The sequence below is a fragment of the Gordonia rhizosphera NBRC 16068 genome, from assembly GCF_000298195.1.
GTDB classification, from domain to species: Bacteria; Actinomycetota; Actinomycetes; order Mycobacteriales; family Mycobacteriaceae; genus Gordonia; species Gordonia rhizosphera.
The window spans coordinates 87,790-110,091 of sequence record NZ_BAHC01000046.1; the positions used below are offsets into that span (position 1 = coordinate 87,790).

General features: G+C 66.9%; 21 protein-coding genes and 1 pseudogene. 9 read left to right on the forward strand and 13 right to left on the reverse strand.

Translation table 11 applies throughout. From position 1 onward, the window contains the following. Window positions 1-69: 69 nt before the first annotated feature. The 5 genes from GORHZ_RS04325 to GORHZ_RS04345 all read right to left on the reverse strand — a co-directional run bounded on the left by GORHZ_RS04325 (window position 70) and on the right by GORHZ_RS04345 (window position 4,141). Entirely contained in the window at window positions 70-897 is an 828-nt protein-coding gene (locus GORHZ_RS04325) for a MerR family transcriptional regulator (protein ID WP_006330696.1), read from the reverse strand. Between the two features lie 22 nt (window positions 898-919). Next, entirely contained in the window at window positions 920-1,216 is a 297-nt protein-coding gene (locus GORHZ_RS04330) for a DUF2516 family protein (RefSeq protein WP_040530177.1), read from the reverse strand. 96 nt (window positions 1,217-1,312) lie between these two features. Then, on the reverse strand, window positions 1,313-2,269 hold the full coding sequence (locus tag GORHZ_RS04335) for a hypothetical protein (protein WP_006330698.1): 957 nt from the start codon (window positions 2,267-2,269) through the stop codon (window positions 1,313-1,315). 4 nt (window positions 2,270-2,273) lie between these two features. Further along, entirely contained in the window at window positions 2,274-2,732 is a 459-nt protein-coding gene (locus GORHZ_RS04340) for a helix-turn-helix domain-containing protein (protein WP_006330704.1), read from the reverse strand. A 71-nt stretch (window positions 2,733-2,803) separates the two neighbouring features. Next, entirely contained in the window at window positions 2,804-4,141 is a 1,338-nt protein-coding gene (locus GORHZ_RS04345) for a DUF445 domain-containing protein (protein WP_040530134.1), read from the reverse strand. 40 nt (window positions 4,142-4,181) lie between these two features. Here GORHZ_RS04345 and GORHZ_RS04350 point away from each other — a divergent pair, with 40 nt between their 5' ends. Both GORHZ_RS04350 and GORHZ_RS04355 read left to right on the forward strand, forming a co-directional pair. Continuing rightward, the gene (locus GORHZ_RS04350) at window positions 4,182-5,018 is read left to right on the forward strand and encodes a TetR/AcrR family transcriptional regulator (RefSeq protein ID WP_157205056.1); all 837 of its coding nucleotides are present in this window, start codon (window positions 4,182-4,184) and stop codon (window positions 5,016-5,018) included. Further along, the gene (locus GORHZ_RS04355) at window positions 5,015-5,800 is read left to right on the forward strand and encodes an SDR family NAD(P)-dependent oxidoreductase (protein ID WP_006330707.1); all 786 of its coding nucleotides are present in this window, start codon (window positions 5,015-5,017) and stop codon (window positions 5,798-5,800) included. The genes GORHZ_RS04350 and GORHZ_RS04355 overlap by 4 nt, the downstream gene beginning before the upstream one ends. Window positions 5,801-5,867: 67 nt before the next feature. On the opposite strand, the gene GORHZ_RS04360 is transcribed toward GORHZ_RS04355, so the two are convergent. Beyond that, a complete protein-coding gene (locus tag GORHZ_RS04360; RefSeq protein ID WP_040530135.1) occupies window positions 5,868-7,055 on the reverse strand; it encodes a benzoate/H(+) symporter BenE family transporter in 1,188 nt (395 codons plus the stop codon). A gap of 63 nt (window positions 7,056-7,118) precedes the next feature. Here GORHZ_RS04360 and GORHZ_RS04365 point away from each other — a divergent pair, with 63 nt between their 5' ends. Further along, window positions 7,119-7,643, forward strand: coding sequence for a helix-turn-helix domain-containing protein (locus GORHZ_RS04365; protein ID WP_006330709.1), 525 nt, complete (start codon window positions 7,119-7,121; stop codon window positions 7,641-7,643). Window positions 7,644-7,734: 91 nt separating this feature from the next. On the opposite strand, the gene GORHZ_RS04370 is transcribed toward GORHZ_RS04365, so the two are convergent. From GORHZ_RS04370 to GORHZ_RS04385, 4 genes are all read right to left on the reverse strand, one after another. Continuing rightward, complete coding sequence (locus GORHZ_RS04370; RefSeq protein WP_006330710.1) at window positions 7,735-8,550, reverse strand: hypothetical protein; 816 nt, start codon at window positions 8,548-8,550, stop codon at window positions 7,735-7,737. A gap of 253 nt (window positions 8,551-8,803) precedes the next feature. After that, entirely contained in the window at window positions 8,804-9,682 is an 879-nt protein-coding gene (locus GORHZ_RS04375; protein WP_040530140.1) for a 3-hydroxybutyryl-CoA dehydrogenase, read from the reverse strand. Window positions 9,683-9,966: 284 nt separating this feature from the next. After that, complete coding sequence (aceA, locus tag GORHZ_RS04380) at window positions 9,967-11,262, reverse strand: isocitrate lyase (RefSeq protein ID WP_006330714.1); 1,296 nt, start codon at window positions 11,260-11,262, stop codon at window positions 9,967-9,969. A 415-nt stretch (window positions 11,263-11,677) separates the two neighbouring features. Beyond that, window positions 11,678-12,445 (reverse strand): hypothetical protein, encoded by a 768-nt coding sequence (locus GORHZ_RS04385; RefSeq protein WP_006330716.1) that lies wholly within the window; start codon window positions 12,443-12,445, stop codon window positions 11,678-11,680. A gap of 40 nt (window positions 12,446-12,485) precedes the next feature. Here GORHZ_RS04385 and ramB point away from each other — a divergent pair, with 40 nt between their 5' ends. The 3 genes and pseudogenes from ramB (at window position 12,486) to GORHZ_RS04400 (ending at window position 16,859) form a co-directional block, all read left to right on the forward strand. Continuing rightward, window positions 12,486-13,904 carry an acetate metabolism transcriptional regulator RamB gene (gene ramB / locus GORHZ_RS04390; protein WP_006330718.1) on the forward strand — a complete coding sequence of 473 codons (1,419 nt, stop codon included), beginning with the start codon at window positions 12,486-12,488 and terminating at the stop codon, window positions 13,902-13,904. A gap of 252 nt (window positions 13,905-14,156) precedes the next feature. Next, window positions 14,157-15,273: pseudogene (locus GORHZ_RS04395) on the forward strand (lipase family protein). Between the two features lie 188 nt (window positions 15,274-15,461). Further along, window positions 15,462-16,859 carry a lipase family protein gene (locus tag GORHZ_RS04400; RefSeq protein ID WP_006330721.1) on the forward strand — a complete coding sequence of 466 codons (1,398 nt, stop codon included), beginning with the start codon at window positions 15,462-15,464 and terminating at the stop codon, window positions 16,857-16,859. A gap of 243 nt (window positions 16,860-17,102) precedes the next feature. Here GORHZ_RS04400 and GORHZ_RS04405 read toward each other — a convergent pair whose 3' ends face one another. Further along, window positions 17,103-17,570 (reverse strand): MaoC family dehydratase, encoded by a 468-nt coding sequence (locus GORHZ_RS04405; RefSeq protein WP_006330722.1) that lies wholly within the window; start codon window positions 17,568-17,570, stop codon window positions 17,103-17,105. 24 nt (window positions 17,571-17,594) lie between these two features. On the opposite strand from GORHZ_RS04405, the gene GORHZ_RS04410 reads away from it, so the two are divergent. From GORHZ_RS04410 to GORHZ_RS04420, 3 genes are all read left to right on the forward strand, one after another. Then, window positions 17,595-18,131 carry a carboxymuconolactone decarboxylase family protein gene (locus tag GORHZ_RS04410; protein ID WP_040530143.1) on the forward strand — a complete coding sequence of 179 codons (537 nt, stop codon included), beginning with the start codon at window positions 17,595-17,597 and terminating at the stop codon, window positions 18,129-18,131. A gap of 35 nt (window positions 18,132-18,166) precedes the next feature. Further along, entirely contained in the window at window positions 18,167-18,808 is a 642-nt protein-coding gene (locus tag GORHZ_RS04415; RefSeq protein ID WP_006330724.1) for a class I SAM-dependent methyltransferase, read from the forward strand. Between the two features lie 94 nt (window positions 18,809-18,902). Beyond that, entirely contained in the window at window positions 18,903-19,763 is an 861-nt protein-coding gene (locus GORHZ_RS04420) for a universal stress protein (RefSeq protein ID WP_040530182.1), read from the forward strand. An 89-nt stretch (window positions 19,764-19,852) separates the two neighbouring features. On the opposite strand, the gene GORHZ_RS04425 is transcribed toward GORHZ_RS04420, so the two are convergent. Further along, window positions 19,853-20,731, reverse strand: coding sequence for a DNA-3-methyladenine glycosylase family protein (locus tag GORHZ_RS04425; protein ID WP_006330726.1), 879 nt, complete (start codon window positions 20,729-20,731; stop codon window positions 19,853-19,855). 74 nt (window positions 20,732-20,805) lie between these two features. Further along, on the reverse strand, window positions 20,806-22,239 hold the full coding sequence (gene lpdA / locus GORHZ_RS04430) for a dihydrolipoyl dehydrogenase (RefSeq protein ID WP_373279558.1): 1,434 nt from the start codon (window positions 22,237-22,239) through the stop codon (window positions 20,806-20,808). Window positions 22,240-22,302: the final 63 nt, after the last annotated feature.

The window sequence follows — 22,302 nt, forward strand, 5'->3', positions numbered from 1 at the left end:
CTTTCCCCTCCTGGATGTGCCGTGGATGTGATTGTCGTCTCCCCCGAGACCCATCCGACGAGGCCGATGTCAGCCCGAGAGCTCGGTGCCGGTCGTCTCGGTGGCCTTGTCGGCGCTGACCTCCCCGCCTTTGACCTCCCCGCCTTTGACCTCCCCGTCTTTGACCTGACCGTCGGCCTTCGCCGCGTCGAAGTAGGTGGAGGCCTCGCCGATCGCGTGTGAGATCTGGGTGTCGAGGGCCTTGCGGAAGGTCGTCTCGACGATCTCGTGCGCCATGGGGCGCACCGTCTGGATCAGCTCGGCCATCTTGCTGATCTGCTCTTCACCGAGGTCGGGCAGGTTCTCGTCGAAGTACTTGTCGGTGATGATCGCGACGAAACTCCTCGCAACGTCCTCGAGGTCGTCCTGGACGCGGACCCACCGGTCCAGCAGGGTGTCGATGTCGATGCCGGCCTTCACCAGCGTCTCGGCACCCTCGAGCACCTCGGGGTTACGGATCGCGAAGTGCGCGCCCTCCTTGGCGAGCAGCCCCAACTTCTGGCTCAACGCGATCGAGCGGTCGGTGGCGTTGAGGGTCTTGCGCAGCTCGGTGATGGTGATCGTCGCCGCGCGCTTGAAGTTACGGAAGCGGCCGCCCTTGGGCGCGCCGCGCAACACCTGTTCGACCCGCATGCCGTAATGCGCGGCATGCAGCAGCTCGCTGATCGTCGCGAACGTGTAGCCCCGCTCCAGCATGCGGGAGATGAGGTTGAGCCGCACGAGGTGCTCGTCGGAGTACCAGCCGGTCCGGCCGCGGATCGTCGGGGGCGGCAGCAGACCGCGGTCCTGGTAGACGCGGATGTTGCGTACGCTGACCCCGGACGCCTCAGCCAGGTCGTTTATCCGATACTCCGCCACCCCGCCAGTGTATTTCGTCGGGTCAGGCCTTCTTGCCGAACCACGACTTGCCCTGGATCGCGTCGACGCGCGGACGCACGTCCACCAGGTAGACCAGCATCGCGACCACACCGATGATGCCGAGGAAACCCACCGCCCCGAACACCCAGATGAACAGGGTCGCGCCGGCCAGGATGGACACCCAGATGACCTTGCTCTGCCGGTCCACGGCGGGAAAGGCGTCGGACCGTTGTATCGCCGCATGCACGAGCGCAACCGCCGACGCCACGCCGGCCGCCACGGTCAGGATGAGCAGGATCAGTCCCTGCCCGTAGGCCATCACACTGAAGAAGTCCACGGGTCCAGCTTAGGACGAGTCGGGCAATCCGGCCCGTGGGCCCTTACCGCACGTGCGTGTCAAGCACCGAAAGCCTGGTCAGGCGTCTGCCGACGGGCCGGCCGGCGCCTTCTTCGCCGGGGCCTTCTTCGCCGGGGCCTTCTTCGCTGCGGTCGTGGCCGAGGTCTTCTTCGCCGGCGTCTTCTTCGCGGGGGCCTTCTTCGCGGCGGCCTTCGTCGGTTCGGTCTCCTCGGCCGCCTTCTTGGCCGGGGCCTTGGTCGCGCTCGTCTTCTTGGCCGGGGCCTTCGCCGCCGTCTTCTTGGCCGGGGCCGTTGCCGCAGGGGTCTTCTTGGCGGGGGCCTTCGCCGCCGTCTTCTTGGCCGGGGCCGTTGCCGCAGGGGTCTTCTTGGCCGGGGCCTTCGCTTCCGCCTTCTTGGCCGGGGTCGGAGCAGGGGTCTCCGTCGGGGCGGGCGCCTTCGTCGCCGGTGTCTCCTCGGCCGGTGTCTCCTCAGCAGGTGTCTCCTCGGCCGGTGGCAGGGTCACCTCGTCGGCCTTGGCGAGGCCGAGGCCGGCCAGCGCCGCCGCGCGTTCGCCCACGGCCCGGGTCTGACCGGAGATCGTGCCCAACGCATCCTCGGTCAGTCCGACGGCGTCGTTGTAGACCTTCTCGAGTCGCGGCAGACTCTCCCCGACGATGGGCTGGGACCTCAGCTTGTCGACAACCTCTTCGCGACGTTCCGACAGCGCAGTGAGCAGACCTGCCGCGACCGCGAGATACGCCTCGGCAACCTTGCGCAGTTCCTCCGGGCTGAACCGGGTGAACAGGTCATCGATCTCGGTGGGGACCTCGACCGGCAGCGACGACAACTTCGACTTCGCATCCTCGAACAACGCCAGCGCGGAGTCGCGTGTGTCATCGACTCTGCTCTGGGCCATCGCCTGGGCCTCGCCGAGCCGCCGCTGGGCCTCACCGCCCGCGGCCTCGCCGCGTTCGCGCAGCTCGGTGAGCAGCGCGGTCACCTGTTCGATCACGGTGGTCAACGGGTTCTCCGGCATGGCTTCACTCCTTGACGTCGGCGTTCTCTTTTCGAAATGATTCGTAGATCTCGAGCAGCATCTGCTTCTGCCGCTCGCTGATCGATCCATCGGCGAGCAACGCGTCACGGACCGGGCTGGCGGGACGTTCTTCGAGGATCCCGGCGCGAACGTACAACACCTCGGCCGAGAGCCGCAGCCCCTTGGCGATCTGGGCCAACACCTCGGCCGACGGTTTCCGCAGGCCTCGCTCGATCTGGCTCAGATACGGGTTGCTGACACCCGCCCGCTCGGCGAGCTGGCGCAGCGACACCTCGGCCGCGACACGTTGGGACCGGATGAAGGCACCGATGTCCTGGGCGGCGGTGGCCACGGCATCCTGGGCGGCACTGGCCACCGTCTCGACGGGCCCGTTCGGAGCGTCGTCGTCCGGCGGCACATCACCGGCGACCGCGTCGTTGGGGTCCATTTCGTCCGGTTTCATGCCACTCCCGTTCGGTTCCTCACCATCAGTATCTGCGGGAGTGCTAGCACGTGCAAGCAGGGCGCGCGACGTCAGCCGAAGATCAGCACCGAGACCGTGTAGATTGCGAGCCCCGCCAGCGAGCCGACGACGGTGCCGTTGATCCGGATGAACTGCAGATCACGACCGACCTGCAATTCGATCTTGCGGCTCGTGTCGTCGGCGTCCCAGCCCCGGACCGTGTCGGTGATCACCGAGATGATCTCCTCCGAGTAGTTGACCGCGACGTGACGCGCCGCACGGGCCACCCACCCGTTCAGCTTCTCCTGCAACGGACGGTCGTCGCGGACCCTGACGCCGAGCTTGATCACCGCATTCGACAACGAGTTCCGCAGCGTGTGGTTCGGATCGGCGAGCATCTGTTCGATGACCGCCTTGCCGGTCTTCCACGCCGTCGACGCCGCGTTGGAGACCTCGTCACGACCGATGAGCTCCTGCTTGATGCCCTCGAACCGCTTGATCATCTCCGGGTCGTGCTGCAGGTCGTCGGCGAACCGCTCCACGAATTGATGCATCGACCGGCGCACCTGATGCTGCGGATCGGTCTTGACCTTGTAGGTGAAGTCGACGAGCTCCCGATAGATCTTGTCGCCGAGCAGGATGTTGACGAACTTGGGTTTCCACGCGGGCCCGACATCCTGATCGATGATGCGATCGATGAGATCCTGACTGCCCAGTGCCCACTCGTGGGCACGGTCGCAGGCGAGCTGGAACACCGGCTCGAGCCGGTCCTCGGCGATGAGCTGGGAGATGATGCGGCCCAGCGGTTGGGCCCACTCCGGCTCCCCGGCCCACTTGATCGCGTATTCGATGAGCCGTTCGATGTCCTCGTCGCGAAGCATCTCGGCGGAAAGCGCGATGAGCCGCGCGGCCTCGTCGGAGACGCGAGGCGCGTTGACCGGATCGGCCAGCCAGGTCGACACGCGGCGCGGGAAGTCCAGGGTCATCGCCCGGTGTTCGATGACGTCCGGTGTCATGAAGTTCTCTTCGATGAACCCGCCGAGCTGGTCACCGATTTCGTCCTTCTTCTTGCGGATCAGCGCGGTGTGCGGGATCGGCAAACCGAGCGGGTGTCGGAAGAGCGCGGTCACGGCGAACCAGTCGGCCAGGGCACCGACCATGCCCGCCTCCGACGCCGCGCGGACGTAACCCACCCATGCCGCGACGTCGGTGCCGTCACGGTGTTCGAGGTATCGCGTGAACAGGTAGATCACCGCCGCAAGGACCAGGAACCCGGTCGCGACCACCTTCATCCGGCGCAGATCCCGACGACGCGCCGCGTCTCCCCCACCGTCACCGCCGAAGCCGAGCGAACTCTGCGGTGGCCGGCTACCCGCTCCGGAGACGCCCGGAACGACTGTTGACGTCATTGGACCAGTTTTACCAACCGACAACTAGGCTAGCCAGGTGATGGCCAGTCGCACGAGTCCCGCCGCGGCAGCACGAGCCGCGATGTCGGCGGCTGCGAACGTCACCCGGGGTATCGAGCATGCGCTGCTGAGCACCGTCACCGATGTCGACGCCAAACCCGACGGACGCCGGCAACGGTGGGAGAAGCACAAGCTCGCCCGGCGCACCGAGCTGACCGACGGAACGATCGACGCGGTGCGCGCGCTCGGGTCCGACGTCGGCATGGACGAGATCGCCGCGCACATCGGTGTGTCGAAGACCGTGCTCTACCGCTACTTCACCGACAAGACCGATCTCGGAGTGGCGACCGCGGTGCGTTTCTTCGAGACGACACTGCTGCCACGGCTGACCGACGCGATCACCGACGACGTCGACGAGTACACGCTCGCGCGAACCGTCATCGGCGTCTACGTCAACGCGGTCGCCGACGAACCCAACCTCTACCGGTTCGCACTCGCGACGTCGCCGTCGGCCGCGGCGGCGGCCACGGCCGATTCCGAGAAACTCGTCGCCGCCCTGCTGACCAGCACCCTCACCGTGCGACTGACCGAACGCAACGCAGAGACCGCAGGGGCCGAGGTGTGGTCGTATGCGCTGCTCGGCGGGATCCAACGTGCCGTCGACTGGTGGATGGTCGACCGAATACTGCCGGTGGACGACCTCATCGACTACCTGACGATGATGTCGTGGAGCGCGATCGTCGGGATCACCGCGGTCAACGGGTCACGAGAGACCTTCGTCGCCGCACCCCCGCCACTACCGGATCCACCACCACCGGATCCCGGATCATCGGCGCAGCCGCCACCGGAACCGCCCGCCGACGAGGATACCGGGTGACCCGGACGGCACTGGTCACCGGCGGCAGCCGCGGGGTTGGCGAGGGGGTGGCGTCGGCGCTCGTCGACGACGGGTGGACGGTGTACGTGACGTCGCGGCGCGGGACCGGACCCGACGGCACGGTCGCGATCACGTGCGATCACACCGACGACGACGCCGTCGCCGAGGTGTTCACCCGGATCGGGCGCGAAGCCGGCCGGCTGGATCTGCTCGTGAACAACGTCTGGGCCGCGCCCCGGGGCTTCGGCGGTTTCTCCGATCGGTTCTGGGAACGCCCGATCGATGACTGGGACACGCTGATCGGGGTCGGGCTGCGCGCCCACTACGTGTCGTCGGTGCACGCCGCGCGGGTGATGGTGCCGCGCGGCAGCGGCCTGATCGCGTCGATCTCGTCCTTCGGTTCCCGCGCACACCTGCACTCGGTGCTCTACGGCATGAGCAAGGCGGCGCTGGACAAGATGGCCTTCGACATGGGCGGCGAACTCGACGGCACCGGGGTGACCGCGGTGTCGCTGTGGCCCGGCCTGGTCCGCACTGCACTGTTGCTCTCGCTGGGTGTCGATGAGTTCGCCGGGTTCTCGCTGCGACGCGCCGAGGATCCGGAGTTCGTCGGCCGGGTGATCGCCACACTCGCCGCCGACCCCGCGCTCGCCGAGTACAACGGGCACACCCTGGTGACCGCCGAACTCGGCGCCGGGTACGGCATCACCAACAACGACGGCACCGCGCCCGACTCGCATCGCGGCGCATTCGGCGGCGGACCGCTCTACCCGCCCCGCTGACGCACGCTCGCGCCGGAACCAAATGCATCCGGCGCCGGCTCACGGAGCCTGATGCGAGCGATCCGTATCAGGCCGGCTCGGGATCGGGCCGCAGCACGCCGTACGCCACCAGCCCGATGACCAGACCCCAGAACGCGCCGCCGATGCCGAAGAACGTCACCCCCGACGCCGCGGCGACGAAGGTGAGTGCGGCCGGGACACGGGTTGCGACCGCGGTGAACGCCCCGACGACCGCCGACGCGAAGGTACCCAGGAGCGCCAGTCCGGCAACGGCTTCCACCAAACCTCCGGGCGCGATCGCGGCCACGGTGACCAGCGCTCCGGACAGGCCTGCCAGGAACAGGTAGGAAAGGCCCGACGACACCCCGGCGATCCATCGCCTCGAGCGATCCGGCCCGGCCTCCTCCCCCGCCGACAGCGCCGCCGACAGCGCAGCGAGGTTGACCGCGTGCCCGCCGAAAGGCGCCGCGACCATCGTCCCCACCCCGGTGACCGTCATCGCGGCCCGCCACGGCGTGACATAGCCGAACGACGACAGCACCGCGACACCGGGGATGTTCTGCGACGCCATGGTCACGATGAACAACGGCACCGCGATCCCGACGACGGCCCCGACGTCCCAGGTGGGCACCGTGAACGTCAGCGTGGGAAGCCAGTTCGCCGACGACACGGCCTCACCGGAGACCGCCACATGGATGCCGATGACGACGAGTGCGGTCACCAGGGCCAGCGGAAGCGCCCAGCGGGGCAGCCATCGGGTCGCGGTGAGCCAGACCGCCAGCACCGGAAGGGTCAGCAACGGCACTTCGACCAGGGACCGCATCGGGGCCAGACACAGCGTCAGCAACACCCCGGCCAGCATGGCCTGCGCGATCGGGGTAGGAATCCGAACGATCAACTCCCCCAACGCCGGAACCAGGCCGGTCATCAGGATCGCCAGCCCGACGAGCAGGAAGGCGCCGACCGCGGCGGGCCATCCGGCGTGATAGGAGGCGCCCATACCTGCGAGCATCGCCGCGCCCGGTGTCGACCATGCCAGCGTGACCGGCGCCCGACTCCGGACGCTCAGCACGACGGCCCCGAGGCCGAAGACGACCGTCAGGGCCAGCAGACCCGAGGCCGCCTGCTCGGGCGAGGCCCCGACGGCGCGCAATCCCGCGATGACGACCGCGAACGACGACGTGAAACCGACGAGCGCGGTGACCACACCGGCGATGATCGGTTGCTGCAGTCGGTCTTGAGATGCGATGGTCACCCGGGGGACAATACCCCAAATCGTTCTGTAAACAGAACGGCAGATGGAGAGGACCCATGCGCAGTGACCATCGAGAAGCACCGGCAGGCCGTCGGCGCCAGGATTGCCACGATCCGGGCCGAGCGCGGATTGTCGCTGTCCGAGCTTGCGCGCCGGGCCCGCATCGGTAAGGGTTCGCTGTCGGAAATCGAGGCCGGACAACGTAACCCGACCCTGGACACCCTCTACGCGATCGCCGGTCCGCTCGGCGTCCCGCTGACCGCTCTGCTCGGCGAGGAATCGGGGACGGAGGGCAGCGGCGAGTTCCTGCGCGCGCAGATCCTCCATGTCGAACACCACCCCGATGGCGCAACGACCGAGGTGTTCTGGCTCCGGGTACTGCCCGGAGGCACCCGCACCTCGCCGGCGCACGGGCCGGGCGTGGTGGAGAACGTGCTCGTGGTGACCGGGGAACTCGTCGCGGGTCGCGCGGGGGCCGAACGCCACGCCGGCGCCGGGCAAACACTGCAGTGGATCAGCGATGCCGACCACACCTATACCAGCACCGCCGGCGCGACCGCGGTGCTGACCATCCACTCGCCGGGCTGACCCCGCATACAATTCGGTCCCGCTCACCCTGGTGGGCGAGCGGGACCGAATTGTCTCATCGCGAGAAGCGATCTCGAATCAGGAGATCAGCTCACTCCTCGTCGGTCGACTCGGCGGCGGGCGCAGCCTTCTTGGCCGGAGCCTTCTTCGCCGGAGCCTTCTTGGCCGGCGACGCCTTGGCGGTGCGGGCCTTGGCCTCGACAGTGCCTGCGGCGCCGTCGATCTCCTCGGCCGCCTCGGCCGCCTCGGCCTTGATGGTCTCGCCGGCCTCTTCGATATCGGCGGCGAGGTCCTCGACCTTGCTGCTGACACGTCCGGTCAGCTTGGCGGCACGCTCACCGACGAGCCGGGTCTGCGACGACACGACGCCGAGGGCATCCTCGGTCATGTCGACCGCGTCGTTGTAGACCTTGCCGGCACGGTCGATGTTCTCCTGGACCAGCGGCTGCTGACGCAGGCGCTCGACGGCACCTTCGCCACGCTCGGCGAGCGAGTTGTAGAACTCGGTCGCCGCCTCGAGGTATCCCTCGTAGATCTTGCGCAGCTCCTCGGGGCTGAACTTGCCGCGAAGTTCCTCGATGGTCGCGGGTACGTCCTCGGGGAGGGCGGTGACGCGGGTCTTGGTCTCGCCGAAACCGGCCTTGGCGTCCTCGACGGCCTTCTCGAAGCGTGCTTCAGCGGCCGAGCGGGTCTCCTCCAAACGCGTCTGGGCAGCCGTGCGGGTCTCCTCCAAACGCGTCTGAGCGGCCGAGCGGGTCTCCTCGAAACGCGTCTGAGCGGTCTCTCCGGCGGCCTCGGTGCGCTCACGCAGCTGCGCGACGATGTCGTTGAACTGGGCGACGACGTAGTCACCGGCGCCGACGGCGGCGTAGACCGGGTTGGCAAGTGTGCGGGTTGTTTCACTCATGGCGGACTCCTTCGGTTGTGTGGTCACCAATCGCACTGCGGCACAATGGACTCAGCCGACGAACCGGGTCAGCGACCCGCCGGCGATGCCGTGGATGTCGATGGCGCTTGGGCCATGTGCGTTCTTCCACTTCCCAGTATCCACGCTCTGCTAACAATTGCAAGCGTTTTGCTAGCAGGTGAGGTGTGCGTCACGATTTGTTGATCTCCCGTCAACATCGGTGACACGAGAACGGCCTGATCAGGCCGGGTTTTCACCTGGCTGCGTCGGCGTACCGATAGAAGCCACGACCGGTCTTCTTGCCCAACCGCCCCGCCTCGACCATGCGCAACAGCAGCGACGGCGGGGAGTAGAGGGGCTCCTTGAACTCCTCGTACATGGAGTCGGCGATCGCCTTTATGGTGTCGAGGCCGACCAGATCGGCCAGCTTCAGCGGTCCCATCGGATGCGCGCAGCCGAGGACCATGCCCTTGTCGACATCCTCCTCGGATGCGAATCCGCTCTCCACCATGCGGATCGCGGACAGCAAGTAGGGCACCAGGAGCGCATTGACGATGAACCCGGAACGGTCCGCGGAGCGGATGACCTGTTTGCCGAGCACGTCGTGGGCGAAGGTTTCGGCGCGTTCGCTCACCTCGGGCGAGGTCATCAGCGTGGTGACCAACTCGACGAGGGGCAGTACCGGGACGGGGTTGAAGAAGTGCATGCCGATGACCCGCTCGGCGTGCTGAGTTGACATGCCCAGCTTCATGATCGGGATCGACGAGGTGTTGGAGGCGAGTACCGCGTTCGGGTCGGCGACGACCTTGTCGAGGTCGGCGAAGATCTGGGTCTTGACCGCCTCGTCCTCCACGATGGCCTCGCAGACGAACTGCCGGTCGGCGAAGTCGCCGAGATCAGAGGTGAACCGCAGCCGCGACGCGGCCTGCTCGCGCTCACGCTCGGTCAGTTTCCCGCTGGAGACACCCCGATCCAGGGACCGCAGGATGCGCGCACGCCCGGCCGCTGCGAGTTCGCGGGTGGACTCGCAGACCAGGACGTCGGTGTGCGCCCGCGCGCACACCTCGGCGATGCCGGCCCCCATCTGCCCCGCACCAACGACGCCGACCCGAGAAATGCCTTCGCCAGCCACACTAACCTCGCATCTAAAGATCTACGTAACAACAGATTTCACTTCGAAGGCGACCCTTCGAGACGCCGGCTCGGCTAGCGCCTCGCCCGGCTTCTCAGGGAGCGGTGGGCGCCACTGGCTCCTCAGCGAGCGGAAGGCGGCCCGCAACAACTGATCTCGCAAGCACATGGGTAACTCCCCGGGTACGGGCTAACCCCCACAAATGCCAACAGGCGGCCCGCAGCGAAAGCCGCGAGCCGCCTGACTGGTTCGCCAAAACACGGGGTGGCGGACGAGCCCAGCTCCTAGTGGAACTGGCCTTCTTCGGTCGAGCCCTTCAGCGCAGCCGTCGAGGTGTTCGGGTCGACGGTGGTGGCGATGCTGTCGAAGTAGCCGGCGCCGACCTCACGCTGGTGCTTGACGGCGGTGAAGCCACGCTCTTCGGCGGCCTTGAACTCGCGGTTCTGCAGGTCGACGAAGGCGGTCATCTGCTCGCGGGCGTAGCCGTAGGCCAGGTCGAACATTCCGTAGTTGAGCGAGTGGAAGCCGGCCAAGGTGATGAACTGGAAGGTGAAGCCCATGGCACCGAGCTCGTTCTGGAACTTCGCGATGGTGCTGTCGTCGAGGTGCGCGCTCCAGTTGAAGGACGGGCTGCAGTTGTAGGACAGCAGCTGGTCCGGGTACTCGGACTTGACGGACTCGGCGAACTTGCGGGCGAGCTCGAGATCCGGGGTACCGGTCTCCATCCAGATCATGTCGGCGTACGGAGCGTAGGACTTCGCACGGGCGATGCACGGCTCGATGCCGTTCTTCACGTGGTAGTAGCCCTCGGCGGTGCGCTCACCGGTGATGAACGGACGGTCACGCTCGTCCACATCGGAGGTGATCAGCGTGGCGGCCTCGGCGTCGGTGCGGGCGATGACGACGGTCGGGACACCGGCGACGTCGGCGGCCAGGCGAGCCGAGTTCAGGGTGCGAACGTGCTGCTGGGTCGGGATGAGCACCTTGCCACCAAGGTGACCGCACTTCTTCTCCGACGCGAGCTGATCCTCCCAGTGGGTGCCGGCGGCACCCGCAGCGATCATGGCCTTCTGCAGCTCGTAGACGTTGAGCGCACCACCGAAGCCGGCCTCACCGTCGGCGACGATCGGCACGAGCCAGTTGTCGACCGAGTCGTCGCCCTCGACACGCGAGATCTCGTCCGCACGGAGCAGGGCGTTGTTGATGCGACGCACGACGTTCGGCACCGAGTTGGCCGGGTAGAGCGACTGGTCGGGGTAGGTGTGGCCGGAGAGGTTCGCGTCACCGGCGACCTGCCAACCCGACAGGTAGACGGCCTTGAGACCGGCACGAACCTGCTGTACGGCCTGGTTACCGGTCAGCGCGCCGAGCGCGTTGATGTAGCTGCCGTCACCCTTGGTCACGCCGTCCCAGAGGATCTCGGCGCCGCGGCGGGCGAGGGTGTGCTCCTCGACGACCGAACCCTGCAGCTCGGCGACCTGCTCGGCGGTGTAATCGCGCTTGACGTTGTTCCAGCGCGGGTTGCTGTCCCAATCCTGCTGGATCTCCGCGGCGGTGCGGGGCTTTCCGACGTTGCTCATTGCCTACTTCGCTTTCGTTTTGTCGTGCTTCGACCCGAGGGCTCCGGGGGTCTCGGTGCTGACAGACAGTTCCGGGATGTGAACGACGGACCAGACATTTGCGAACAATTCGTCGCTCCCCGGTGGTGCCTGAAACAAGGGTGCCACAGATCAAAGTCGCAGGTCCAATCCCTTTTGGGTGCAAAATTCGGACAGTCCCAGAGCAGGATTTGCCAAGTTTGCAAACCTCGACATGTGAAGAAGCGACCCGCCATAGCAAAAAAGTACGCGCGTACTGCGTCTTTGTTCTCCACGCCGCCCGCCGCATCGGCGCGCGGCCGGGACCCGGATGCCGCCGCCCCCGGGGCCGCCGAGGCCAGAATGTGATGTGTTTCACACTACTTGCGGGCGGGTCCGTATCCGGCGACGGCGTCGATCAGCCCGCGGCGGCGCTCACGGCCTGGCCGAACAGCGTGGAGAACTCCGCCGCGCTCATCGGTTCGACGGGTTCGGCGGGTGTCGGACCGGCCGGGGTCGCCTCCCCCGACACGGTCAGCTGGACGGTGACCGAACCCGTCCCGGGACGATCGAGCGTCGCGTACCCCGCATATCCCACCTGAGCTCGGATCCCACCGTCGGGCAGCCTGGTCGTCACCACCGACCGCAGCACCAGGGACTGTTCGATCACTTCGGGCCGATCCAACTCCGACTCCGATTCCTTCGTGGGCAGTTCCGAGTACCGGGTGACGATCCGGGTGCCGCGCAGGTCGCCGTCGTGGAGTGTCGTGGTCGTGGTGGCGCAGATACCGGTGGTCACCCGGATGTCGGAGTCGATGTCGCGGCGCGCCGTGGTCACCAGCTCGACGAGGCCCGCCCCCGAGTCCCGGGCCGCGAGTACGGCGGCATTGCCGGCGGTCAGTTGTGCGTTGAGCTCCGCGTCCGCGGTCGGGCGACAATCCGGCGGGTCGACGCCGGCCGATTCGGCGGAGTCGACGGCCCCCTGATTGCTCGCGACGAGATCGGAGACCGAGAGCTGGGCGGGGGTGAAGCCGGCGGGCAGCTCGTCGGGCGAGAGCAGGAGGTCGGCCGGGGCGGCCGAGGTCGGCGACGGTGTCGTGCCCGAACCACAGCCGAGGAGGACGGCCAGGGCGCCGACCACCGTGGTCACCCCCGCCGCCCAGCGCCGAGACACCAGGACACCCACGCGGTCACCGTACCCTGGACACCGGATGCAGGAGGATGCCATGACCAAGACCTACGTCGGTTCGCGGCTGCGTCAGCTGCGTTCCGAGCGCGGACTCTCACAGGTCGCCCTCGCCCAGACGCTGTCGATCTCGCCGTCCTACCTCAACCAGATCGAGCACGACGCCCGGCCGCTCACCGTCCCGGTGCTGTCGAAGATCACCGAGGTCTTCGGTATCGACGAGGAGTTCTTCGACACCCAGGACAATGTGCGGCTCGTCGCCGAACTCCGCGAGGTGCTGCTCGACGACGACGTCGAGGCACCGCAGGGCGCGACCGACGTGTCCGAGATCAGCGCGGTCGTCTCGACCCACCCCGCCATCGCGCAGGCGATGGTGAACCTGCACCAGCGCTATCGCATCGCCACCGACCAGCTCGCCGCGGTCACCGACGAACGCGGCGATCGCAGCATGCGGGGTTCGATCACCGCACCGCACGAAGAGGTGCGCGACTATTTCTACCAGCGGCGCAACTACATCCACGCCCTCGACGTCGCGGCCGAGGAGATGACGGCGCGGATGCGCATGCACTCCGCCGACATCCGCCGTGAGATCTCCAGCCGACTCGAGAACGTGCACGGGGTGAGCATCGTCAGGCGCGTCGACCTCGGTGACTACACGCTGCATCGGTTCGATCCGGAGACCCGGCGTCTGGAGTTCTCCGCGGCGCTGTCGGCCGGCCAGCGCACGATGAAACTCGCCGCCGAGCTCGGCTATCTCGAATACGGCGACCTCCTCAACGGACTCGCCGACGAGGGCAACTTCACCAGCGAGGAGGCGCGACAGCTCGCGCTGCTCGGGCTGGCCAACTACTTTGCCGCCGCCGCGGTCCTGCCCTATGGCCAATTCCACGGTGCCGCAGAGGACTTCCGCTACGACATCGAGCGACTGTCGGCCTTCTACGCGGTCTCCTACGAGACCATCTGCCATCGACTGTCCACGCTGCAGCGCCCGAACCTTCGCGGCATCCCGTGGTCGTTCGTGCGTGTCGACCGCGCCGGCAACATGTCGAAGAGGCAGTCCGCCACCGGATTCCATTTCTCCTCCAGCGGTGGCACCTGTCCGCTGTGGGCGGTCTACGAGACCTTCGCGTCACCCGGGAAGATCCTCACACAGATCGCCGAGATGCCCGACGGCCGTGAGTATTTCTGGGTGGCGCGGACCGTCGAGCGACGGGCGGCCCGCTACGGACAGCCCGGCAAGACGTTCGCGATCGGTCTCGGCTGCGAACTGCGGCATGCGGGCCGGGTGATCTACTCCGACGGACTCGAGATCGGCCCACAGGCCAGTGTCACACCCATCGGCGCCGGCTGCCGGGTGTGCGATCGCCAGAACTGTCCGCAGCGCGCCTTCCCGGCGCTCGGCGTGCAGCTGCGGATCGATTCTCACCGCAGCACCGTGTCGCCCTATATGACCAGCTGATTCGCGTTCCCCGCGGGACCCGCCGACGACGTCGTCGGAGATCACGAACCGGTACCGATTCGGATCTGGTTGGTCATTTGTCCGGGTCATCCGCCTGAGACGAGTCGCAGTATTCGTCTCAGTGTGCGGGACTTCGGGGGTCTCGCGCCCGAGCGGGAGCCACACCCATGATGGGGACGACGTTCACATCCTGTGTTCCTTCGATGCCGTACGGCTGCAACGGTTCTCGTCACCGCCGTCGCGGCCGCCACGCTGGCCGCGACCGCCGGCACCGCCGCGGCCGATCCACCGAACCTGGGGCCGGTCCCGCCGCAGTTGCCGCACCTGATCAATGGCGTGGTTCCAGCACCGTCGGTACCCCAGTTGCGCACGATCCCCCTGCGTGCCCGGGCCGCCGGATTCGATCACCGCATCCTGGAGCTGCGCGAGGCCGTATTACCTTTGCCCACCGGCGATCCCATCTTCGACCGATGGCCCGACGACCTCCCGACGATGGCGCCCGGTGAGATCATCGCGACCCGCGACGTGACCGTCACGGCGGCACCGGTCGTCACCACATCGATCCGCTCGGCGACACTCGTCAAGTTCCGCAACACCGACGCTACCGACAACCCGACCTTCGGCACCGCCACTGTCCTGGTGCCGCGCACACCGTACCGCGGCCCACGGCCGGTCGTCGTCAACAATGTGCCCATCGATTCACTCGGTACCGACCGGGAATCGTTCGGGGCGAGCCGGATCGCCATGACCGGGTACTCGGGTGGCGCCATCGCCACCAACGGCGCCGCCAAGCTGCTGAACACCTATGCGCCGGAACTGGCCGGACGCGTCGTCGGCGCCACTCTGGGCGGGGTGCCCGCGGACTTCCGGATGCTCGCCGGAAGTATGAACGCCAAACCTCGCGACCGGCTTCTTCCACGCGGCCACGCTGGGGATCGCCCGGGAACGCACGGAGATGCTGTCCATGGCCAACGCGTTCGCGCGATGGCTGGCGACATCACCGCTGAAGAATGTCTGCACGCTCCCGGTCGCGTTCGCCGGCGGGACCTTCTGGCCGATGCAGCTACTGTCCACCGACCCCGATCCGTTCCATTCCCCGGTGGCCGAGCACATCTACCGGACGACGTCCATGCCCGGCCGCAAGTCGGTGGTTCCGCTCTACCTCTATCAAGGCACCTACGAATGGTGGATCCCCGCGCAGGGCGCGCGGAATCTGTTCGCCGAACAATGCCGGCTCGGCGCCCGTGCGATCTACCGCGAGGTGTTCGGCGAGCACGTCTCGACCGCGCTGCTCGGCTTCGATGACGCATTGGACTGGTTGACCCGCCGACTGCAGGGGGTTCCCGCCCCGAACGGGTGTCCACGCTGAACCACGAGGCACCCCGAGACACTCTGAGCTACGCCGGACGACCGGTCGCGACGGTCGGCCTCGGCTGACACGTGTCGGCGCAACACTCTACAATCCCTCGAAGATCGAGTTCGACAGGGAAAAGCTCGTGCCACGGTGGCCGTCCATCGGTGGGGGTGGCTCGGGAGAGTGCGACGAGGAGTTAGTTGATGTCGGTAGGAAAAGCGTTTCGGCGATGGTCGCTGGGCGCGCTGATCACCTCGGTTGCGGCAGCCACGGTGGCCGTCACGGCAGCCGGACCCGCGATCGCCGAGCCGGTGAACCTGCTGCCGGCACCGACACAGCTCCCGAATCGGGTCGACTCACTGGTCCCGCCGCCGGCGGTGCCGAAGCTCGCGGCCATCCCGGCCCGGTCGGTGACCCCCGGGGCATCCCGTGAACTGCAGGAACTGCGTGAGGCGATCATGCCCACGCCGGTCGGGGACTCCTTCTTCGACGACTGGCCGCGCGGCCTGACCGCCCGTCAGCCCGGTGATGTGCTGACCAGCCGGACCGTCACCAAGGTCGCCGCCCCACTGCTGTTTGGCGCGCCGGTCGGTTCCGTACGCCAGATCAAGTTCCGGACCGTCGATGCCGAGAACCGGCCGATATTCGGGACCGCGACCCTGTTCGTGCCGCCGACGCCATGGAAGGGCCCCGGGGCGCGGCCGATCATGATCAACAACCCGCCGATCGTGACCCTCGGCACCCGCTGTACGACCGGGTACACGATGTCGCACGGCTACGGCGACGACACCAACAGCAGCGACGTGTTTCCGCCGACGACCGGACAGTCGCTGGCCAAGGGGTACGCGGTGATCATGCCCGACCACACCGGGCCGCGGATGGCCTACGCAGAACCGTATATCGCCGCGCACGTCGTCCTCGACTCAGCCCGCGCCGCGGCGAAGTTCGACCCCCGTAACTTCGGCAAGGGCCCGATCGCCATGCTCGGGTACTCCGGCGGCGCGATCGCGACCAACGCCACGGCCAAACTGGCCTCGTCGTATGCACCCGACGTCGCAAGTCGCTTCGTCGGCGCCGCGATCGGCGGCGTGCCCGCAGACTATCGCGTGCTCGCGCGGGCGATGAACGCCAATCTCGGCACCGGCATTTTCCACGCTGCCATCCTCGGTATCACCCGGGAGCGGCCGGAGCTGCTGCCGCTGGCCAACAATCTCGCGCGCTGGCTGGCCACGAATGAGACCCTGAAGAACATCTGCACCGGAACGATGGGCAACCTCGGTGCGACGTTCGTGCCCACCCAGTTGCTCTCCAACGACCCCGACCCCTTCCACTCGCCGGTCGCAGAACGCATCTTCGACATCACCGAGATGAAGGGTCACAAGGCCGCGATGCCGATCTACATCTATCACGGCACCCAGGAGTGGTGGATTCCGGCGAGCCAGGCCCGCTCACTGTTCGCCGAACAGTGCCGACTCGGCGCCAACGCCACCTATCGGGAGTACCCGGGCGAACACATCACGACCCTCTTCGTCGGCTTCCCCGACGCCATGAACTGGCTCGAGCAGCGACTCGCCGGGCATCCGCCGAAGAGTCAGTGCTGATCGGAGCACCTCGCTGATCGGAGCACCTCGCTGATCAGAGCACCTCGCTGATCAGAGCACCTCGCTGATCAGAGCACCTCGCTGATCAGAGCACCTCGCTGATCAGAGCACCTCGCTGATCAGAGCACCTCGCTGATCAGAGCACCTCACCAACGAGGTGCGGGGCGCCCGCGAAACGCACCCCCGGATCCGCTCCGCCCGGCGAAACCGTATTCGCCGGGCGGAGTTCGTGGGAACTCGCGCTCAGAACACCATGACGCGGACGTTCTCCGCGATGCACGCGGGCTTCTCGACACCCTCGATCTCGATGACGTTCTTCACCACCATGTTCACACCGGCCGGGGTCTGTTCGACCGAGGTGATGACGGCGTTGGCACGGATGCGTGAACCGACCTTGACCGGGTGGGGGAAGCGGACCTTGTTCATGCCGTAGTTGATGACCAGCTTCGGCCCCTCGACGGTGAAGATGCTGCCGGCGAGCATCGGCAACAGCGACAGGGTCAGGAAGCCGTGTGCGATCGTGGCGCCGAACGGGCCGTCCTTGGCGCGCTCGGGGTCGATGTGAATCCACTGATGGTCGCCAGTGGCATCGGCGAAGGCGTTGACCCGCTCCTGGGTGATCTCCAACCAGTCCCCGGAACCCAGATCCTCGCCGATCGCGGCCTTGAGTTCGTCGACACTGGTGAACGTACGTTGTGTGAGGCTCGTCATGGACTCGTACATTACCGTGAGGCCATGAGCACTCCTCGCGTCTCTCCGGGCGGTTTCACCGACCTCGGCCCGATCAACTGGTTGTTCGCCCGGGGCGCGTCGCGCCTGATCGGGGTCGACGACGCGCGCATCTTCTCCACCCTCGGCCGGGCGAAGGGGCTATTCCGCGGCTGGTTGCACTTCAGCGCTCGTCTGATGCCGTTCGGGGCCCTGTCGCTCACCGAGACCGAGATGATCATCATCCGGGTCGCGCATCTACGCGGGTGCGACTACGAGCTGGACCATCATCGTCGGCTGGGGGCACGTGCCGGGGTCCGGGGCGACGTCTTCGACCGGGTCATCGAGGGGCCCGACGCGGGCTGGGGCGACCGGGAGCGGGCGCTGCTCGCCGCCACCGATGAGCTGATCGTCACCAAGGACATCAGCGATCAGACCTGGACGGCGCTGGGTCGACATCTCGAGGAGTCGAAGCTGGTCGCGTTCGTGTTGCTGGTCGGTCAATACGACACGCTGGCCACCACGATCGGCACGCTGCGCATCCAGCGCGACGTGAAGGTCTGAACGTTCCGATCGGGGGAGCTGGAGGGGAACGCGCGATGAACTCGATGGCACAGCGGCTGATGCACAACCCGCTGTTCTCGCACGTGTACGAACGGCACTGGCGGCCGGTATTCACCCGACTGTTCAGCCTCGGCGGCACGGGGACCGCCGACTTCGACCGCGCGCTGAGCGCCTACCTGTCACGCCCGGGCGAGCGGCTGATGCTCGACGTCGCGTGCGGGCCGGGCAACTACACCCGTCGGTTCGCCGACGGTCTCACCGGCGACGGCCGTTGCATCGGGGTCGACTACTCGCCGGCGATGCTGGCCCAGGCGGTGCGCACCAACGCCGGTGGGCATGCGGTCTACCTCCGCGCGGACGCTCACGCGCTCCCCTTTCCCGACGACACGTTCGATGTGGTCACCTGCCTGGCCGCGCTCTACCTCATCGGTGATCCGCTGCCCGTCCTCGACGAATTGCTCCGAGTCACACGGCCCGGCGGCGAGGTGGTGATCTTCACGTCGGTACGCACCGAGCTCAACGCGCTACCCGGCGTCGGGAGACTCGCGGAGATGTCGGGTTTCCGCATCTTCGGCCGCGATGAGATCACCAACCGCCTCCGCTCGGCGGGCGCAGATCAGATCGAGCAGACCATCACCGGTCAGGGGCAGTACGTCATCGCCGTCAAACCGGACTGATCGGTCCCGCCGTCGCCGGGGCGGACCCCAATCGCGACATACATGTGACCTAAGACTCAGGACTCGATCAGGTCGTCGCGCCACAATGGGGGTCATGCAGTTCGCGAAACCAGTCGCCGTCGGAGTGGACGGGTCGGCGGTCTCGATGGATGCCGTCCGCTGGGCAGCGCATGCGGCAGCGCTGCACGACACCGACCTCGACATCATCTACGCGGTCGAGGGCGTTTCCGCACCAATGGTTGAATATTCTGTTCCCGCAAACTATTTCGACAGAGCAGGCGCGATCGCGGAGACCGTCCTCGCCGAGGCGCGCGCCGTGGCCGAGTCGGAGAAACCGGACACCCCGCAGGTACGCACGCACATTAAGCAGGACTCGGCGCGCAAGGCGCTGTTGACGTGGTCGGAGGATTCGTCGCTGATCGTCGTCGGCGCGTCCGGATCCGGAAGGGTGAGTTCGGCATTGCTCGGTTCGGTCGCGAGTGCGGTGATGACCCACGCACCCTGCCCCGCAGTCGTCATCCGCGACCAGGTACTCGAACGCCCGGATACTGGTCTGATCACCGTGGGCATTGACGGGTCGCCGAGTTCGCTACGCGCTCTCGAGTTCGCCGTCGACGAGGCGGTGCTGCGCAGCGCGGCACTGGACCTCGTGTCGATCTGGGACTCTACGGGTTTCGACTACACCGACACCGGATACGCCGCGGCCCGACCCGAGATCGAGCGGCGACTCGGCGAGAAGGCCGAGGAGATCCACGCGCAACACCCTGACCTGGTCGTGGGTGCCGACGTCCTCGAGGAGTCGCCGGTGGACGTGCTCACGAAGGCGTCCGCTGTATCCGATCTCGTGGTCGTCGGGAGCCGCGGGCACGGCGGATTCACCGGCCTGCTACTCGGCTCGACGAGCCAAAAACTGCTGTACCACACCCAGTCCCCGCTGATGATCGTGCGGGACTGACCTTTCTCCAAGCTTGTGATGCGAGTCTAGGGTGGTGGGGCCGAGGCCCCACCACCCTCGGCGCCTCCTGGACGCAAGTGCCCTGGCCCTCACATCTCGCGGTAGTCCCGCACCGAGATGCGATGCCCGCGCCGCTCACGGCGTACCCCGTGCAGCTCGATCATCCGGACCACTCGTTGCCGTTGTCCCGCATAGGGTTCGAGGAGTTCGAGCATGCGTCCGTCGTCGACCGGTTCCCCGACCAACGTCATCCCGACCATGGCCGGGATGTGGTAGTCGCCCACCGAGACGGCGTCGGCGTCGCCGAGTGCCCGTGCCCTCGCCTCCGCCTCGGTCCAGCGACCGACCCCGCGCAGCAGGCGCATCCGGTCCGGATGTCGTTCCACCTCCATCGAAGTGGCGCCGCGGATGGTCCGCATCCGCACCGGTTCGATGCCGCTGCGGTGCCACTCCCAACTCGGGATCCGGGCCCACTCCCGTTGCGGCGGTGGCACCCGCATGGTGTCGGGCACCGGGCCAGGTGCGCGTTCCCCGAAGCGCCGCAACAGATACCGCCACGCCCGCCACGCCTCGGCGCCGACGACCTTCTGCTCGAGGATCGCCGGCACGAGAGCCTCCCAGACGCGGTCGGTCCGGCCGATACGCAGGCCTGCCGACTGCCGGACCAGTCGGTCGACCACGGGGTCGCGCGGGGTCAGCGCTTCCGGATCATCGCTGGCGCCCAGAAAATCCGGCATCTGTTCGAGTAACCATGCGGCCCCGGCTCCCCAGGCCCGCGACGACACGGTCGTGCCGTCGTAGACGATGGTCACCGTGCCGGGACCGTCCGGCGTCTGGACCGCCCGCCACACCGAACCGTCGCGACCGTAGACGAACGCGGGATCGCCACTCCCCCGACGATGCAGTCCGACCGTGGCCCGGACGTCGAGGGCGAACCCCGGCCGCCAGTCGCGCCTGAGCTCACCCATCGGACGCAACCAGCACCCGTCCCGGCGGAGGCCTCACCTCCGACGCGCCCAGCACGGTCGCCCTACCAACCTGCCTACAAATTGATCATGTGCCCGATCGCGCCGTGGAAGGTCTCCTGCAAAGCCTCCGACATCGTCGGATGTGTGTGCACGTTACGCGCGAGTTCCTTGGCCGTCAGGTCCCACTTGTGGGCCAGGGTCATCTCCGGGAGCATCTCGGAGACATTATCGCCCACCAGATGTCCGCCGAGCAGCTCGTCGGTGTCCGCATTGGTGACGAGCTTGGCGAAACCTGCGGTCTCGCCGAGGCCCTGGGCCTTGCCGTTCGCGCTGAACGGGAAGCTGGTCGCCTTCACGTTGTAGCCTTCGTCCTTGGCTTGCTGCTCGGTCAGGCCGAAGGACGCGACCTGCGGCTGGCAGAATGTCGCGCGCGGCATGAAGCGGTAGTCGCCGAGCGTCATCGTCTCGGCGCCGGCCATCACCTCGGCAGCGACGACACCCTGCGCTTCGGCGACGTGGGCGAGCTGCAGCTTGGCTGTGACGTCACCGATGGCGTAGATGTTCTCGACATTGGTCCGCATGAAATCGTCGATCGCGATGGCACCACGGTCGGTCAGCTGCACGCCGGTGTTCTCGAGGCCGAATCCCTCGACACGCGGCGCGAATCCGACGGACATGAGCACCTTGTCGACGGTGATCTGGCCGTCGTTGTCCTTGGCGTCCTTGTAGGTCACGGTGACGCTGCCGCCGTTGTCGGTGACGGTCTGCACCTTGGTGGAGGTCAGAACCTTGACGCCGAGCTTCTTGTATTCCTTGGCGATGACCTTGGAGACATCGGCATCCTCGTTGGGCAGTGCCCGGTCGAGGAACTCGATGATCGTGACGTCGACACCGTAGTTGGCGAGCACGTAGCCGAACTCCATGCCGATCGCGCCCGCGCCGACGATGACGATCGAGCCGGGTAGTTCCCTCGTCAGGATCTGTGTCTCGTAGGTGACCACGTTGTCACTGAGTTGCACGCCGGGCAGCAGTTTCACCGTCGACCCGGTGTTGATGATGACATTGTCGAAGGTGATCTCCCGGTCGCCGACGACGATCGTCTTCGCGTCGACGAACTTGCCGTATCCGTCGATCTCGGTGATCTTGTTCTTCTTCATCAGGAAGTGGACGCCCTTGACGATCCCGTCGGACACCTTACGGCTGCGATCGAACGCGGCGCCGAAGTCGAACGAGACGTCACCGGACATGCCGAATGTCTTCGCCTGATGGTTGAAGATGTGCGCCAATTCGGCGTTGCGGAGGAGAGCCTTGGACGGGATACATCCGACGTTGAGACAGACGCCGCCCCAGTACTTTTCCTCGATGACGGCGGTCTTCATGCCCAGCTGGGCGGACCGGATCGCGGCCACATACCCACCAGGACCGGCACCCAATACAACTGTTTGAAAGTGTTCAGCCACGAGTGTCAGCCTACGTCCCACCCTGTCATCGCCGCAGGGCGTCCCCATACTCCACGGTAAGTTCATCCGCCACCCCGATCGATTCAAACAATGATTGAATCGACGTTTGAA